Origin of the sequence: Pseudomonas rossensis (assembly GCF_039888995.1) — a bacterium.
In the GTDB taxonomy this organism is placed as follows: domain Bacteria; phylum Pseudomonadota; class Gammaproteobacteria; order Pseudomonadales; family Pseudomonadaceae; genus Aquipseudomonas; species Aquipseudomonas rossensis.
This window is the reverse complement of record NZ_JBBWCB010000063.1, coordinates 1-15,032: the sequence shown is the minus strand read 5'-3', so window position 1 is coordinate 15,032 and position 15,032 is coordinate 1. Positions and strand designations below refer to the sequence as shown.

Sequence of the window (15,032 nt, the reverse complement as noted above, 5' to 3'; positions counted from 1 at the left end):
GATTCAATATAAAAAATAGGTAAACAGATGGCTTGTGGCCGTCAGACCCCCAAGGATAGACGGCAATTGCAAGGACTCAGCTCAATATGGAGATGGTCCCCAGGTATTTCAAGGCGCGCGGCAGATTGTCGCAATCCAGGCTGTCCAACCAGTGTAAATCAGCCCAACTGCGCAGCCAGGTGAACTGGCGCTTCGCCAATTGGCGCGTGGCAATGATTCCACGCTCCTGCATCTCGGCTTGCGTCAGCTTGCCATCCAGGTAGTCCCAGACTTGTCGGTAGCCTACTGCACGTATAGACGGCAACCCGGCATGCAGGTCACTTCGCTTACGCAGGGCTACGACCTCGTCAATGAATCCCTGTTCCAACATATTCGTGAATCTTTGTTTAATTCGCTCGTGCAATACCTGGCGATTTGCCGGAGCAATGGCCAAGTTCGCGACAGTATAGGGCAATTGTTGCAGTCCCGAGGCGGCTGCTTCAGTACTTTGCGCAGATTGTCGCAACCTTAGCGCAGTCATGCTCTGACCACTGACGCGATAAACTTCCAGCGCTCGACTAAGTCGCTGTGGATCGTTCGGATGAATGCGCGCAGCGGATTCCGGATCGATGACCGCCAATTGATCGTGCAGGGCTTGCCAGCCAAGGAGTGCAGCTTCTTCTTCGATCTGTGCGCGGACGTCCGGATCTGCCGCTGGCATGTCTGCCAGACCTTCAACCAAAGCCTTGTAATAGAGCATTGTGCCGCCCACCAGCAGCGGAATTTTGCCCCGCGCGGTGATTTCGGCCATGGCTTCGAGGGCATCACGACGGAAATCTGCGGCCGAATAGCTCTCTGCCGGGTCGAGAATATCGATCAACCGGTGTGGAAATTCAGCCAGAAGCTCTTTTGAAGGCTTGGCGGTGCCGATGTCCATGCCACGGTAGACCAACGCCGAATCGACGCTGATCAGCTCGCAAGGCAGGACTTTGGTGAGTTCGATGGCCAGGTCGGTCTTGCCGGCGGCCGTCGGCCCCATCAGGAAAATCGCAGGAGGGAGCTGGTTCATCAACGACCGCGCAAGAACAGTTTGTCCAGATCGTCCAGGCCCAGTTGGGTCCAGGTCGGTCGGCCATGGTTGCATTGACCGCTGCGCTCGGTGTTTTCCATGTCGCGCAGCAGACCGTTCATTTCCGGCAGGGCCAGACGCCGATTCGCCCTAATCGCGCCATGGCAGGCCATGGTCCCGAGCAGCTCGTTCAGGTGCGCCTGAATCCGGTCGCTGGTGCCGTACTCCATCAGGTCCGCAAGGACGTCACTGACCAATCGATTGGCTTCAGCTTGCTTGAGCAAGGCCGGAATCTGCCGGATAGCCAGGGATTCCGGGCCCAGACGCTGCAACTCAAAGCCCAGGCGCTGGAACCACGCGACGTGTTCCTCGGCGCAATCGGCTTCACGCTGACTGACCGCCAGGGACTCCGGCACCAGCAGCGGCTGACCGCTCAGGCCTTCGCTGGCCATGGCGATTTTCAGGCGTTCGTACATGATCCGCTCGTGAGCGGCATGCATGTCCACCAGCACCAGGCCCTGGGCGTTTTCCGAAAGAATGTAGATGCCTTTGAGCTGCGCCAGTGCATAACCCAGCGGCGGAACATCGTCCTGCCCGGCCGGCAGCGCTACCGCGTTGGCTTCTGGCAATGGTGCAAAAAACTCGCGATAAGCTGCCTGTGCCTCAGCAACCGGCACGCCGGACTGAGGCCGCGGCGAGTACTGATACTGATAACCGGCACCAGCGCCCGAGCCTGCCGGCGTATTGAACGACGGCTGAGCCTGAGGCTGTTCCAGCAAGGCATTGGCCGCCAGACGCATTTCGCCCTGTGGACCGAACTCGCCAGCATCAATGCCGGTGGGTCGAACGATGGCTGTCGCGACAGGCGCGGCCAGATGATCTTCCGGCCGCACATCGCCCAAGGCGCGGTGCAGGGTGCCATAGAGGAAATCATGAACCATGCGCCCGTCACGGAAGCGCACTTCGTGCTTGGTCGGGTGCACGTTGACGTCAACGCCTGCCGGATCGACTTCGAAAAACAGCACGAATGTCGGGTGCCGACCGTTGAACAGCACGTCGCGATAGGCCTGGCGCACCGCGTGGGCCACCAGCTTGTCGCGTACGGCACGGCCGTTCACAAAGAAAAACTGCAAGTCTGCCTGGCTGCGGTTGAACGTCGGCAAGCCGACCCAGCCCCACAAATGCAGGCCATTGCGCTCGATCTCGATCGGCAGGGCCTGCTCGAGGAAACCCGAACCGCAAATCGCCGCCACACGCCGGGCACGGGCCGCGTCGTCATGGGCTTCATGCAGGCTGAGGATGGTCTTGCCGTTGTGGCGCAGATGAAACGCCACGTCGAAGCGCGCCAGGGCCAGACGCTTGATCACTTCTTGCAGGTGATCGAATTCGGTTTTTTCGGTTTTGAGAAATTTGCGTCGTGCCGGGGTGTTGAAGAACAGGTCGCGCACTTCCACCGATGTGCCCACCGGATGGGCCGCCGGTTGCACGCGAGGCGCCATGTCCCGGCCTTCGGTTTCGACCTGCCAGGCCTGATCGGCATCTTTGGTGCGAGAGGTGAGGGTCAGACGCGCCACGGAGCTGATCGAGGCGAGGGCTTCACCGCGAAACCCGAGGCTCATGACCTGCTCAAGGTCTTCCAGGTTACGGATTTTGCTGGTGGCGTGGCGCGCCAAGGCCAGCGGCAAGTCATCAGCAGAAATCCCGCTGCCATCGTCGCGCACCCGCAGCAGCTTGACGCCGCCCTGCTCCACATCGACATCGATACGCTTGGCGCCGGAGTCGAGGCTGTTTTCCAGCAGCTCCTTGATCACCGAAGCCGGACGCTCAACCACCTCACCGGCGGCAATCTGGTTCGCCAGTCGCGGACTAAGCAGCTCGATGCGAGCCGTGTTGGTCAGCACCTGGTTCATTCTTTGGCCGCCAGTTCAGTGCCGGGGATGGTCAAGTGTTGACCGATTTTGAGCTCATCACTCGACAGCTTGTTGGCGCTGCGCAGCGTGGCCGGAGACACCTGATATCGCACGGCAATCATCGCCAGCGTCTCGCCGGGGCTCACCCGATGGTCACGAGGACCTTGTGCGATCCCACCGGAATCACGCAGCCAGGCGATGTAGGTGCCCGGTGGCGGATTCTGCTGGAAGAACTGGCGCACGCCGCTGCTGATCGAACGCGCCAGCGCTTGCTGGTGGTTCGCTGCGGCAAGCTTGGAAGCTTCGTTGGCGTTGGAGATGAACCCGGTTTCCACCAGGATCGATGGAATGTCCGGCGACTTCAGCACCATGAACCCGGCCTGTTCCACGCGCTGTTTGTGCAGTGGCGTGACGCGGCCGATGTTGCTCAGCACCTTCTGGCCGACGTTCAGACTGGAAGTCAGGGAAGCAGTCATCGACAGGTCAAGCAGCACGCCCGCCAGCATGCGGTCCTTGTCGTCGAGACTGACGTTGCCGGCACCACCGATCAAGTCGGAACGGTTTTCGCTGTCGGCCAGCCAACGGGCCGTTTCCGAGGTAGCACCGCGATCAGACAGGGCGAACACCGAGGCACCGAAGGCTGCGGCCGAAGGCGCGGCGTCGGCGTGGATCGAGACGAACAGGTCGGCGCCCTTCTTGCGGGCGATTTCAGTACGGCCGCGCAATGGAATGAAGTAGTCGCCGGTGCGGGTCAGTTCGGCGCGGAAGCCTTTCATGCCGTTGACCTGACGCTGCAGTTCACGGGCGATGGCCAGTACTACGTCTTTTTCACGCTGACCGCGAGAGCCGGAGGCACCCGGGTCTTCGCCGCCGTGACCGGCATCGATGACCACTATGATGTCGCGCTTGCCGGCCGGGGCTGGCGGCAGCTTCACCGCAGGCTCCACCGGAGTGACCGGCACCGGGGCTACCGTCGCGACGTTGGTCGGCGCCGGAATTGGCGCGGCGTCGGCGGCGTTATCGAACAAGTCGACCACCAGGCGATTGCCGTACTGGGCGTTTGGCGCCAGGGTAAAACTTTTCGGCGTCACGGCTTTTTTCAGGTCGATGACTACCCGCAGGTCGGTCGGCGTACGTTGAGCCGAGCGCATGGCGGTGATCGGAGTGTTCGAGCTGTTGACGTTCAGCGGCGCCCCCAGGGATGCGCCATTGATGTCGATGACCAGCCGATCCGGGGCGGTCAGGGTAAAGACACTGTGCTGGACAGGACCGCTCAGGTCGAACACCAGTCGTGTGTTGTCCGGAGCCCGCCACAGGCGAACGCTGTTGACCTTTGTCTCGGCCACAGCGTCGACGGTCACCGCCAAAAACAACAATCCTACGGCAGCTACCATCGCGCGAAAGCGCATACCTAACCCCATCATTTAATTGGTTTCCAATGCCAAAGCGGCACACCACGACTCGCCACGCGAGCCCTGGGACAAAATTTTCAGCGAACGCCCGCCATCTTGCGGGCTAATGGTAATGGTCAGGTCGGGCTTTGGCAAAAAGCCTGCACCCTTTTCGGGCCACTCGATCAGGCACAACGCGTCGTCTTCGAAGTAGTCGCGGATGCCGAGGTACTCCAGCTCTTCAGGATCGACCAGGCGATAGAGGTCGAAATGGAAGGCCCGGATGTCGCCAATCTCGTAGGGTTCGACCAAGGTGAAGGTCGGACTTTTTACCGCGCCCACATGCCCCAAGCCACGGATTATGCCCCGGGACAGCGTGGTTTTCCCCGCGCCCAGATCTCCCTCGAGAAAAATCAGACCGTGCCCTTCGGTGGTTTGTGCGATGCGTGCGCCAAAGGCGGTCATCGCCTCTTCATCAGCCAGGTACAGGGTTACTTCAGACACGGTGCTTGCTCCTCCAACAACTGACGAATGGCTGGAATCAGATCACTGGCCGCCAGCCCACGGCCCGATTTACCTTCTTGAGCGCCAGCATTGGCGTGCAGCCAGACGGCCAGGCAGGCGGCGTCGAACGCCTCCATGCCTTGCGCCAGCAACGCGCCGACCAGACCGGCCAGCACATCACCCAAACCGGCGGTGGCCATGGCCGGATGGCCCTGATGACACAACGCCAGGCGCCCATCGGGGCTGGCGATCAGGCTGCCGGCGCCTTTCAGCACCACGACAGCTGTATATTTTTTGCTCAATGCGTGAGCCGCCGCAGGACGATCGGCCTGCACTTCGACAGTGCTCATCCCCAACAAGCGCGCCGCCTCGCCCGGATGCGGCGTGATCACACAATCCTTGGGCAAGCTCACGTGCTCTGTGGCCAGCAGATTCAATGCGTCGGCGTCCCAGACTTGCGGCAGCGGCGCGTTGGCAGCCGCCGACAAAAGGCTGCGCCCCCAGGAAGCCTGACCTAAGCCTGGGCCAACAACCAGCACGGAAACCTTTTGCAGCAGCTCCATCAGCTGGTTGGCCGACGAAGTGCCCAGCACCATGGCTTCGGGGATTCTCGCCAGCGCGGCCGGAACATGCTCACTGCGCGTCGCCACCGACACCATTCCCGCACCACTACGCAGCGCACTTTGCGCGCTCAGCAGGATGGCGCCGCCAAAGCCGCGATCACCGCCGATCAGCAATACATGGCCGAATTTGCCTTTATGGGTGGTTGCAGCCCGGCTCGCCAGACGCGGCAAGGAACTGGCCGTCAGGCGACGGGCACTGATGGCGACTCCATTAAACGACTCGCGGCAAGCCTGCAGATCGTTGAACACCAACTCGCCGACCACGTCTGCGGCATCGCCGGTGAACAGACCCAGTTTCAGGCCGATGAACGTCACGGTCAGGTCAGCCCGCACCGCAGCGCCGAGTATTCGGCCGGTATCAGCACACAACCCCGAAGGGATATCCACTGCCGCAACCGGCAGCCCGCTGCCATTGATCGCTGCGATCACGCTGGCGTAGGGTTCTCGCACCTCTCCCGTCAGACCGGTACCGAGCAAGGCATCCAGCACGATACCGCGCAACTCGGACTGTGCGCTCCAGGCTTGAACCGCGACACCTTCGGACACGGCCTCGGCATGGGCCAATGCCGCGTCACCCTGCAAACGCTGGGGGTCACCGGCTGCCAACACCCGCACATGCCAGCCGGCACGTCGAGCCAGCACGGCCACCAGATAACCGTCGCCGGCGTTATTGCCGTGGCCGGCCACAACACTCAATTCGTTCGCCGTCGGCCAATGGCGGACCAGCGCACGCCAGGTCGCCCGCGCCGCGCGCTGCATCAATTCGAAGCCCGGTGTGCCGGCCGCGATCAGGCTCGCATCGAGGGCTCGCACTTGCGCGGCGCTATACAGCGCGTCGGGTAAATCATCTTTAGTGTGCGGCATGCGTCTTCGGGCTCCGATGTCTGGCAGAATTATACGCACCTCAGCTCCGGTTTCTCTCGCCTCATGCCCGCAAATACTACAGACCTGCCCGCCCTCGCCCAATCCATCAAGGACTGGGGCCGCGAGCTGGGCTTTCAGCAAGTCGGCATCAGCGGCCTCGACCTGGCCGAGCATGAGCAGCACCTGGAGCGCTGGCTCGCGGCCGGCTACCACGGCGAAATGGACTACATGGGCGCCCACGGCAGCAAACGCTCACATCCAGAAGAGCTAGTGCCCGGCACGCTTCGGGTGGTTTCCCTACGCATGGACTACCTGCCGGGCGACACCGAAATGGCCAAACGACTGGCACAACCGGAAAAAGCCTACGTCTCGCGTTATGCCTTGGGCCGTGATTACCACAAATTGATCCGCAAACGCGTGCAACAACTGGCCGATAAAATTCAGGCCGAAATTGGCCCGTTTGGTTTCCGCGCTTTCGTTGACAGCGCGCCGGTGCTGGAAAAAGCCATCGCGGAACAGGCCGGTCTTGGTTGGATCGGCAAAAACACCCTGGTCTTGAATCGCAAGGCTGGCAGTTATTTCTTTCTCAGCGAACTGTTTGTCGACCTGCCGCTGCCGGTTGACCCGCCACACAGCACCGAACATTGCGGCCGTTGCACCGCATGCCTCGACATCTGCCCGACCAACGCCTTCGTCGGCCCTTATGTACTCGACGCCCGACGCTGCATCTCCTACCTGACCATCGAACTGAAAAGCGCGATCCCGGAAGATTTGCGACCACTGATCGGCAATCGGGTGTTTGGTTGCGATGACTGCCAGATCGTCTGCCCGTGGAACCGCTTCGCCCGTCCGTCCGGCGAAAGCGACTTCAAGCCACGGCACAACCTGGACAACGCGGAGTTGGCAGAGCTGTTCATGTGGGATGAGGAGAAGTTTCTCAGTAGTACCGAAGGTTCGCCGTTACGTCGAGCGGGTTACGAGCGCTGGCTGCGAAACCTGGCGGTAGGCCTGGGGAACGCGCCGTCGAGCATTCCGGTGCTGGAAGCGTTGAAGGCTCGCCGTGAGTACCCGTCGGAGCTGGTGCGTGAGCATGTGGAGTGGGCCCTGAAACAACACGGACTGGCGTAGGAGCTGCCGCAGGCTGCGATCTTTTGATCTAAAAAATCAAAGTCAAAGGATCGCAGCCTGCGGCAGCTCCTACAGGGACCGAGTGATGTCAGGCTTCGTCGTTATAAACGAACTTCGGCATTTCCCAGTGAAAACGGATTGCCAGTAACCGCAACAGGAAGCCGCCAAACAAGGTGATGAGAATCGCCTGTTCGCCGGGCAATTGCAGGTAAATGCAGAGCATGTAGCACCACGCCGCAGCGAACGAGACGCTGGCGTAGAGTTCGCGGCGGAAGATCAGGGGAATGTCGTTGCAGAAGATGTCGCGCAGGATGCCACCGAAAACCCCGGTGATCACACCGCTGACCGAAGCCACCAGCATGCCGTGGCCCATTTCCAGCGCGGTCATGCAGCCGATCAGGGTGAACGCTACCAGGCCCACGGCGTCGAGCACCAGAAACAGCGAGCGCAGATGCCGCATCCAGCGCGCAGCGAACACCGTGAACATCGCCGCCACCGAGGTCAGCACCAGGTATTCCGGGTGTTTGACCCAGGTCAGCGGGTAGTGACCGAGCAGCACGTCACGCACCGAACCCCCACCCAAAGCCGTGACGCAGGCAATCAGCACCACGCCAAACCAGTCCATCCCGCGACGGCCGGCAGACAGGGCACCGGTCATGGCTTCAGCGGTAATGGCGATCAGGTAAAGCATCAGCAACATGGTGGCGGTCCTTGCAAGAAGGCGCGCAGTCTAGCCATTTAGAGACGGCACCAAAAGAGGGCATTGCACATTCCGTGCAGCCCTCAATTCCATCAGAACTTGATGAAATGCTTGCGGTAATGCTGCAGCTCGGCGATCGATTCGCGAATGTCGTCCAGGGCCAGGTGAGTGCTGCCCTTTTTGAAGCTGTCGCGCACGTCCGGCGCCCAGCGTGCGGCCAATTCTTTAAGGGTCGACACGTCGAGGTTGCGGTAGTGGAAGAAGCTTTCCAGGGATTTCATGTGGGTATAAAGGAAGCGACGATCCTGGCAAATGCTGTTTCCACAGATCGGCGACTTGCCCTTCGGCACCCACTTTTCCAGGAAGGCGATGGTTTCGGCTTCGGCTTCGGCCATGCTGATGCGGCTGTCGCGCACCCGCTGGGTCAGCCCGGAGCCGCCGTGTTGACGGGTGTTCCACTCATCCATGCCGGCGAGGATCTCGTCGCTGTGGTGGATGGCGATCACCGGGCCTTCGGCCAAAGTGTTCAGGTCACTGTCGGTGACGATGGTGGCCATCTCGATGATGACGTCGGTATCAGGGTTCAGACCGGTCATTTCCAGGTCGATCCAGATCAGATTCTGCGGGTTTTGCATGTGTCGGCTCCTAGGCAATGCTGCGCAGTTTAGCCTAGGGCGGCGGCCGGGCGTGCTAAACTCGCGGCCGTTTTACCTAATCGCTGCATTCTTGATACGGAACACCCATGGCCAAACGCCAACTCAATCGTCGTCAAAACTGGCGCATCGAAAAGATTCAGGGCGAGCGCGCTGCCCGCGCCGCCAAACGCGAGTCCTCGGCTGTCGAGGCACTTGAGGGTGGCGATCTGGGTCCGGAACAGACCGGCCTGGTGATCGCGCACTTCGGTGTGCAGGTCGAAGTCGAAGCCCTCGATGGCGATTTGGCCGGCCAGGTGTTCCGCTGCCACTTGCGCGCCAACCTGCCGGCGCTGGTGACCGGTGATCAGGTGGTCTGGCGTGCCGGCAACCAGGGCATCGGCGTGATCGTGGCGCAATTGCCGCGTAAAACCGAACTCTGCCGCCCGGACAGTCGTGGTCAGCTCAAGCCTGTAGCCGCCAACGTCGACATGATCGTCATCGTCTTCGCGCCGCTGCCCGAGCCTCACGCGAACCTGATCGACCGCTATCTGGTCGCCGCCGAGCACGCAGGGATTCGTCCGCTGCTGCTGCTCAACAAGTTCGACCTGATCGACGAGCAGAACGCCCCGGCGTTGAATGCCTTGCTGGCGGTTTACCGCACGCTGGGTTACCCGGTGTTGGAAGTCTCGGCGCACCACGGCAACGGCATGGAGCAACTACAGGAACAGCTGGACGGGCGCATCAGCGTGTTCGTCGGCCAGTCCGGCGTCGGCAAATCCTCGTTGGTCAACAGCCTGTTGCCTGAAGTCGAAGCCCGTGTCGGCCCGCTGTCCGAGCTGTCCGGCCAGGGCACTCACACCACCACCACCGCGCGGTTGTTCCACTTCCCCGGTGGCGGTGAGTTGATCGACTCCCCAGGTATTCGTGAGTTCGGCCTGGGCCACGTCAGCCGCGCCGACGTCGAAGCCGGCTTCATCGAGTTCAACGACTTGATCGGCACCTGCCGCTTCCGCGACTGCAAGCACGACCGCGAGCCGGGTTGCGCCCTGCTCAAGGCCCTGGAAGAGGGCCGCGTGCAGCAGCAACGGATGAACAGCTATCGCTCGATCATCGCCAGCCTGCCGGAAACCAGCTACTAAACAGACGCGCCCGCTGCCTCGGCACTGACGGGGCGGCGCGTCGCTTGTAGCGTCCTACAAATATCCTCCCCTTTAAACGTCAGAGACTTCTGTAAGGCTCCTTCACGCCTGCTTGTAGGGGAATTCTCTTTATCAGTGCAGGTCTTGTTGCGACCACTCAAGTGCATACATTCGAGCCCTCTTCGCATTTTGGCGATACCGAGGGATACCCATGCAAACCTATCATTTGTTCATCAGCCATTCGTGGAACTACCCCCACGCCCACGACAACCTCGTGCGGCTGCTCAACGCTAAACCCGGCTTCACGTTCAAAAATTTTTCGGTGCCGCCGGACAACCCGATAATCGGCGCGAAAACCGACAAACAGCTGGAAGAAGCCATCGAAAACAAAATCCGCCCCTGCTCGGCAGTGCTGATCATGGCGGGGATGTATTCGACCTACAGCAAGTGGATCAACAAGGAAATCGAGATCGCCAGGCGAATGGGTAAGGTGATCATTGCGGTGAAGCCGTTTGGTGCGGAGCGGATTTCTACCGTGGTGCGCCGGGCAGCACACGCGGAGTGTGCGTGGAACACCAACAGCATCATCAGTGCCATTCGCACTCACGCGGCGGGTTGAACCATGCGCAAGGGATTGTTCATCGGGATAAACCATTACGCCCACGTCTCTCCATTGAGCGGATGCAATAACGACGCGATGGCCATGGCCTCGGTGCTGGAGCGTCACGCCAACGGGCGGCCGAACTTCAGCAGCAAGGTGCTGACCTCAGCCGAAGATGACCTTTCGCTGACGGCCATGAAGCAGCATATCCAAAGCCTGTTTTCCGGCGATTGTGATGTGGCGCTGCTGTACTTCGCTGGCCACGGTCAGTTTGATACCAGCATCGACGAAGGCTTGCTCATCCCCCAGGACTTCGGACACGGCGTAGAAGGCATACGCATCAGCGATATTTTGAACTGGGCGGACAACGCCCCCCACATCAAGAACAAAATCATCATTCTTGATTGCTGCCAGGCTGGCGCGGCAGCGGCCATGCGCGGGTTGCGCGGCGGCAGTAGTATGATCGGCGAAGGCATGACTATCCTGACGGCCTGCAAAAAAGAACAGGTCGCGCTGGAAGGTGGTGGTCACGGTGTCTTTACCGGGCTGTTGCTACAAGCACTGCACGGCGGGGCTGCCAATGTGCTGGGCAAGGTCACTCCCGGCAGCGTGTATTCGTTTGTCGACAATGCGCTGGGAGCGTGGGAACAACGGCCGGTGTTCAAAACCAACGTCTCGCAATTTGTCCCCTTGCGCGAAGTCACGCCCCTGATCGCCGAAGAGACCCTGCGCAAACTCAAGGACTGGTTCCCGGAACCCAGCCATGTCTTTGCGCTGGACCCCAGCTACGAACCTACGGAAGCCGCGTTCGACCCGGACCACGGCGAAGTCTTCGCCCAGTTGCAAAAGTGCAATCGCCACAGCCTGATCGAACCGGTGGACGCCGAGCACATGTACTACGCCGCCATCCATTCCACCGGCTGCCGCCTCACCGCCCTCGGCGCCTATTACCGCGAACTCGCGATCAAGGGACATTTCTGATGCCTGTATTTATCAGTTACCGCCACACCGACCGCGTCCAGGCGATGGCCATCAATGCGCGCCTGAAACTGGCGAACATCAAGACCTATCTCGACGTGTTGGACACAGAATCCCAGCAAACCGACGACATTACAGCCGTCATCACCCGCAACATTACCGAATGCACGCACTTGCTGGCGGTGGTTTCGCAGGAGACCGCCATGTCCTGGTGGGTGCCGTTCGAAATCGGCGAGGCAACCATCAGTGATCGCAGGATCTGCTCTTACAAGATCGGTTCCAGCGCGCTGCCGCTGTACCTCGATAAATGGCCGAAGCTGAGTGGTGATACCGATCTCGACTTTTTCATCGATGCCTACCGCAAAGAGGCCATGTCGGAGCGCTCGTTAGGAATGGAGTCCTTCAGCGAATCCATTCGAGGCACCTACAAGAGTGATGCCGATCTGTTCCATGACCAGCTCAAGAACCGCATTCGTCGCGGTTACTGACAGGCACAAAAAAGCCGCGATGATCGCGGCTTTCTGATCTTCAGAGTACGGCTTTTTCCAGCTTCCAGCCCAAGGCATCCAAGGCGTCACAACCGTCTTGGATCAACACGTGGGCTGCATTGGCGAAATGCTCCAGGTCGTGACCTTCGGCGTCTTTTATACACAGACACACGACGCTGTTGAGCAGATTACGGGCGGCTTTTATGCGGTGTGTGGCGGTTTCAAGAAGATCGGAAGCTTTGGCTTCGGTGTCGATGAACAACGTCGGGCTGACGCTGAAGTTGCCTTGGAGAGGGTGATACTTAGCCATGGGTCAAAACTCCGGATAATTTCGAGAGACTTCATCTGTGGTTCGACCGGCTAAGATCGGTCACCGCGTTGGCAGCGACGGCGGAACTATAGGCTGATGCTTGCACAAGGGAGAACCCCTGCATGAAAATTCAGATCGTTCCTACAGCCACTAAGCAAACATACAGCCCTCGGAAGTACCGGCAGAAAATCACGACTCATCAGGCGACAACCTTAGTTTTCAACATTAATGTGAGCGTGCATACGCGCAAGAAAGTCGTCAGGCAAAGCCACGTTACTCAACGAAAATCGTTGATTTTTCTCTTTAAGATTAATGACAAGCGACTTGAAAAAGGGGTTTCGACGAACATGGACTGAACGTATTTCCTCCCTACGGATCAACTCCTGCCGCTTATAACCAACAGCCTCATCGCGAAACATCAACCCTTGCGGGACCACTGAAATACTAACTTTATAATCACGCTTTGAAAAACTACAAATCATACTCAGCGCAACACTCACGAGTATTGAAACCCCAATGGGCCACCCTATCACGTAGCGCCCCAGCGACAAGAAAGGAAAAAATATGAACCCAAGCACTGCAAAAGTAATAGCATAACTTACACACGCCCAAGAAATGTGTGTAAAGCCGATATAAGGATTCCAAACCGCACGCATAATTTTTCCTTGAGTTTTATAGTGCACACAGCGACATCACATTAACATGAGCGCCTGCAAATTGTACTTACAGCAAACTTCGCTAGCCTTAGAGGTAATGAAAAGCAACAGCATCTAAATATCGAGACTTTTTTCGCGTTCTAAATCGACAAGTCGTGTAGTAGGCCCGCCGGCTTTCAGACGCTCGATGACAACACGGGACCACAAGTTGTGAGAGCGATGTTTAGCGAAGCTGTAAACCAGTTTTTGAATTCGATCCATGGGGTAGAAAATCGGCTTTAGTATTATTTTTATTGCGTCACTCCCGCTTATGTAGTTTTCGTCGCCCGCCTCCTTTCCCACCTGTTTTATTGGCATCCGTGTCGGCATAAAGCTGTTGCTTATTTTGGGTCGCATAGACAACTGACTTTTTACAAACGTATCCGACTCGCTGTGATGACCCTGTTCATCGAACCAGGGACCATTGTTCATATAGGCGCGCAGGTACTCCCAAAAGCCTTTTTGCATCCTCAGTGTTTTACCAAATGGCGCACCGAGACTGATCATCAATACCTTGTCCGGTTGTTCGAATTTCCACACCCGAATTTCAAGCGAAGCGTTTTGCATACCACTTAAGTGGGTGCCGACTAGCTGAAATTCGTCGACCTCGGCGCAAAGACCCTCCCACGAGGCGTGAAACAGAACGCCATCGTGATCGATGTACACTTCCCGGGTCCGGCGATTAAACACAATAGGCAGTGGTAAAGGGCGACGGACTTCCCATAGAAATACCACCAAAAACAACAGAGTCGTTATCCCCAATTCTATGAGGACACTCTCCGATATTCCGTAGAGCATCAATAGTAGTTCCAGGCATATCATTGCGATTGCTAACCACCCAAAAAAACCGGCCAGACGCCCTCGATCCGGATCACCTGCGTCTTGCAGTGTTAAGTAATCCTCCCTGTGCTCATCGATAATAAATAGCGCTATTGGTTGTTCACCAGTGGGCTTGTCAGCTTCAAGTATTACGATGGATGCACTATCGCGCAGTTGTTTTGACTTATTCATATACATGCTCATTCCATGATGTACATCATTGTTAGCTTCAGACCAACGAGTAGAAAGCAGATCAACTTTCCTTCGATAGAGCACAACCCTGCTCATTTTCCTGATCGACAAGGCGTGAAGTGGGGCCGCCGGCCTTCAGTCGTTCAGTGACAACTTTCGGCCACAGGTTGCGAGAGCGGCGTTTGGCAAGACTGTAGGTGAGTTCTTGAATTCGGTCCTGCGGGTAAAGCAGTGGCTCGAGTATCAGTTTTGCAACATCGCTGGCGCCTAAGTAGTTTTTCCCACCCGCATCCTTCTTCGCCTGTTTTAACTGCGCTAGTGTTTGCTTGAAGCTGTCGCTCATTTTGGGTCGCACGGATAGCTGGCTTTTTACAAATGCATCCGACTCACTGTGATTACCGTTCTCGTCGAAATAAGGGCCATTATTCATGTAAGAACGGATGTACTCCCAAAAACCTTTTTGCATCGCCAGTGATTTACCAAAGGGGGTACCTAGGCTCACCATCACAGCCGTTCCCGGTTCTTCAAATTTCCACATGCGAATTTCCAGTGAAGCGTTTTGCATGCCACCGATTTGGGTGCCAACTAGCTGAAACTCATTGGCCACGGCTGAAATACCCTCCCACGGAGCGTGGTAAAGATCGCCATCATGATCGAAGTACACTTCACTGGTGCGGCGGTTAAACAGAATTGGCAGAGGTAAAGGACGAAGGGTTTCCCATAGGAATGGCAATACAACCAAAGGAATTCCGCTTCCCAAAATCATATACGCTCCTTCCCATTTCCCACCCAACATACAAATCACAGCCACACACAATATAAGTGTGAAAACCCAGCCCCCTAAACCTGTTAATTGCCCACGAATGCCCTCGTCACCTAATAGCGACAAGTAATACTCGGTGTGCTCATCGGTAATAAACAGCTCCATCGGCTGTTCACCCGTTGGTTTGTCCGCTTCAAGCATGACCGTGGGAGTAGCGCTGTAGCGCGGGTGTTCTGGTGTATTC

16 protein-coding genes are annotated in these 15,032 nt (G+C 58.1%); 5 read left to right on the top strand and 11 right to left on the bottom strand.

The features are described 5' to 3' along the window. Positions 1 to 76: 76 nt before the first annotated feature. From miaA to WLY71_RS17555, 5 genes are read right to left on the bottom strand one after another with little or no spacing between them, the layout of a single operon-like run. Positions 77 to 1,048: a tRNA (adenosine(37)-N6)-dimethylallyltransferase MiaA gene (miaA, locus tag WLY71_RS17575; RefSeq protein WP_347804553.1), complete on the bottom strand. Its 972-nt coding sequence runs from the start codon at positions 1,046 to 1,048 to the stop codon at positions 77 to 79. Next, entirely contained in the window at positions 1,048 to 2,958 is a 1,911-nt protein-coding gene (gene mutL / locus WLY71_RS17570) for a DNA mismatch repair endonuclease MutL (RefSeq protein WP_425589936.1), read from the bottom strand. Before mutL ends, miaA begins: the two co-directional genes overlap by 1 nt. Then, positions 2,955 to 4,382 carry an N-acetylmuramoyl-L-alanine amidase gene (locus tag WLY71_RS17565; RefSeq protein WP_347804552.1) on the bottom strand — a complete coding sequence of 476 codons (1,428 nt, stop codon included), beginning with the start codon at positions 4,380 to 4,382 and terminating at the stop codon, positions 2,955 to 2,957. The genes mutL and WLY71_RS17565 overlap by 4 nt, the downstream gene beginning before the upstream one ends. Then, the gene (tsaE, locus tag WLY71_RS17560; protein WP_046045717.1) at positions 4,383 to 4,853 is read right to left on the bottom strand and encodes a tRNA (adenosine(37)-N6)-threonylcarbamoyltransferase complex ATPase subunit type 1 TsaE; all 471 of its coding nucleotides are present in this window, start codon (positions 4,851 to 4,853) and stop codon (positions 4,383 to 4,385) included. Beyond that, positions 4,841 to 6,340 carry an NAD(P)H-hydrate dehydratase gene (locus tag WLY71_RS17555; protein WP_347804551.1) on the bottom strand — a complete coding sequence of 500 codons (1,500 nt, stop codon included), beginning with the start codon at positions 6,338 to 6,340 and terminating at the stop codon, positions 4,841 to 4,843. Before WLY71_RS17555 ends, tsaE begins: the two co-directional genes overlap by 13 nt. A 63-nt stretch (positions 6,341 to 6,403) precedes the next feature. On the opposite strand from WLY71_RS17555, the gene queG reads away from it, so the two are divergent. Then, a complete protein-coding gene (queG, locus tag WLY71_RS17550; protein WP_347804550.1) occupies positions 6,404 to 7,468 on the top strand; it encodes a tRNA epoxyqueuosine(34) reductase QueG in 1,065 nt (354 codons plus the stop codon). Between the two features lie 88 nt (positions 7,469 to 7,556). Here the strand turns inward: queG and WLY71_RS17545 are convergent, their stop codons facing one another. Continuing rightward, complete coding sequence (locus WLY71_RS17545) at positions 7,557 to 8,168, bottom strand: trimeric intracellular cation channel family protein (protein ID WP_008153267.1); 612 nt, start codon at positions 8,166 to 8,168, stop codon at positions 7,557 to 7,559. Between the two features lie 92 nt (positions 8,169 to 8,260). Then, positions 8,261 to 8,803 (bottom strand): oligoribonuclease, encoded by a 543-nt coding sequence (gene orn / locus WLY71_RS17540; RefSeq protein WP_008035288.1) that lies wholly within the window; start codon positions 8,801 to 8,803, stop codon positions 8,261 to 8,263. A 107-nt stretch (positions 8,804 to 8,910) separates the two neighbouring features. Between orn and rsgA the strand changes: the two genes are divergently transcribed. The 4 genes from rsgA (at position 8,911) to WLY71_RS17520 (ending at position 12,009) form a co-directional block, all read left to right on the top strand. Continuing rightward, on the top strand, positions 8,911 to 9,942 hold the full coding sequence (rsgA, locus tag WLY71_RS17535; protein ID WP_008153263.1) for a small ribosomal subunit biogenesis GTPase RsgA: 1,032 nt from the start codon (positions 8,911 to 8,913) through the stop codon (positions 9,940 to 9,942). Positions 9,943 to 10,153: 211 nt separating this feature from the next. Continuing rightward, on the top strand, positions 10,154 to 10,561 hold the full coding sequence (locus WLY71_RS17530) for a TIR domain-containing protein (RefSeq protein ID WP_123369060.1): 408 nt from the start codon (positions 10,154 to 10,156) through the stop codon (positions 10,559 to 10,561). Between the two features lie 3 nt (positions 10,562 to 10,564). After that, entirely contained in the window at positions 10,565 to 11,524 is a 960-nt protein-coding gene (locus WLY71_RS17525; RefSeq protein WP_149630045.1) for a caspase family protein, read from the top strand. Continuing rightward, the gene (locus WLY71_RS17520; RefSeq protein ID WP_149630046.1) at positions 11,524 to 12,009 is read left to right on the top strand and encodes a toll/interleukin-1 receptor domain-containing protein; all 486 of its coding nucleotides are present in this window, start codon (positions 11,524 to 11,526) and stop codon (positions 12,007 to 12,009) included. Before WLY71_RS17525 ends, WLY71_RS17520 begins: the two co-directional genes overlap by 1 nt. A gap of 40 nt (positions 12,010 to 12,049) precedes the next feature. On the opposite strand, the gene WLY71_RS17515 is transcribed toward WLY71_RS17520, so the two are convergent. From WLY71_RS17515 to WLY71_RS17500, 4 genes are all read right to left on the bottom strand, one after another. After that, positions 12,050 to 12,319 carry a hypothetical protein gene (locus WLY71_RS17515; protein WP_347804549.1) on the bottom strand — a complete coding sequence of 90 codons (270 nt, stop codon included), beginning with the start codon at positions 12,317 to 12,319 and terminating at the stop codon, positions 12,050 to 12,052. A gap of 212 nt (positions 12,320 to 12,531) precedes the next feature. Next, positions 12,532 to 12,975: a hypothetical protein gene (locus WLY71_RS17510; protein WP_347804548.1), complete on the bottom strand. Its 444-nt coding sequence runs from the start codon at positions 12,973 to 12,975 to the stop codon at positions 12,532 to 12,534. A gap of 114 nt (positions 12,976 to 13,089) precedes the next feature. Next, positions 13,090 to 14,025, bottom strand: a complete 936-nt coding sequence (locus WLY71_RS17505) for a hypothetical protein (RefSeq protein WP_347804547.1) — start codon at positions 14,023 to 14,025, stop codon at positions 13,090 to 13,092. 61 nt (positions 14,026 to 14,086) lie between these two features. Next, a partial coding sequence (locus WLY71_RS17500) for a hypothetical protein (RefSeq protein WP_347804546.1) occupies positions 14,087 to 15,032 on the bottom strand: 946 nt, incomplete at its 5' end.

What these genes read in the sequence shown, in the direction of transcription:
- miaA (WP_347804553.1), bottom strand. Translation starts at nt 1,048, where the DNA reads ATGAACCAGCTCCCTCCTGCGATTTTCCTGATGGGGCCGACGGCCGCC.
- mutL (WP_425589936.1), bottom strand. Translation starts at nt 2,958, where the DNA reads ATGAACCAGGTGCTGACCAACACGGCTCGCATCGAGCTGCTTAGTCCG.
- WLY71_RS17565 (WP_347804552.1), bottom strand. Translation starts at nt 4,382, where the DNA reads ATGATGGGGTTAGGTATGCGCTTTCGCGCGATGGTAGCTGCCGTAGGA.
- WLY71_RS17555 (WP_347804551.1), bottom strand. Translation starts at nt 6,340, where the DNA reads ATGCCGCACACTAAAGATGATTTACCCGACGCGCTGTATAGCGCCGCG.
- queG (WP_347804550.1), top strand. Translation starts at nt 6,404, where the DNA reads ATGCCCGCAAATACTACAGACCTGCCCGCCCTCGCCCAATCCATCAAG.
- WLY71_RS17545 (WP_008153267.1), bottom strand. Translation starts at nt 8,168, where the DNA reads ATGTTGCTGATGCTTTACCTGATCGCCATTACCGCTGAAGCCATGACC.
- orn (WP_008035288.1), bottom strand. Translation starts at nt 8,803, where the DNA reads ATGCAAAACCCGCAGAATCTGATCTGGATCGACCTGGAAATGACCGGT.
- rsgA (WP_008153263.1), top strand. Translation starts at nt 8,911, where the DNA reads ATGGCCAAACGCCAACTCAATCGTCGTCAAAACTGGCGCATCGAAAAG.
- WLY71_RS17530 (WP_123369060.1), top strand. Translation starts at nt 10,154, where the DNA reads ATGCAAACCTATCATTTGTTCATCAGCCATTCGTGGAACTACCCCCAC.
- WLY71_RS17525 (WP_149630045.1), top strand. Translation starts at nt 10,565, where the DNA reads ATGCGCAAGGGATTGTTCATCGGGATAAACCATTACGCCCACGTCTCT.
- WLY71_RS17520 (WP_149630046.1), top strand. Translation starts at nt 11,524, where the DNA reads ATGCCTGTATTTATCAGTTACCGCCACACCGACCGCGTCCAGGCGATG.
- WLY71_RS17515 (WP_347804549.1), bottom strand. Translation starts at nt 12,319, where the DNA reads ATGGCTAAGTATCACCCTCTCCAAGGCAACTTCAGCGTCAGCCCGACG.
- WLY71_RS17510 (WP_347804548.1), bottom strand. Translation starts at nt 12,975, where the DNA reads ATGCGTGCGGTTTGGAATCCTTATATCGGCTTTACACACATTTCTTGG.
- WLY71_RS17505 (WP_347804547.1), bottom strand. Translation starts at nt 14,025, where the DNA reads ATGAATAAGTCAAAACAACTGCGCGATAGTGCATCCATCGTAATACTT.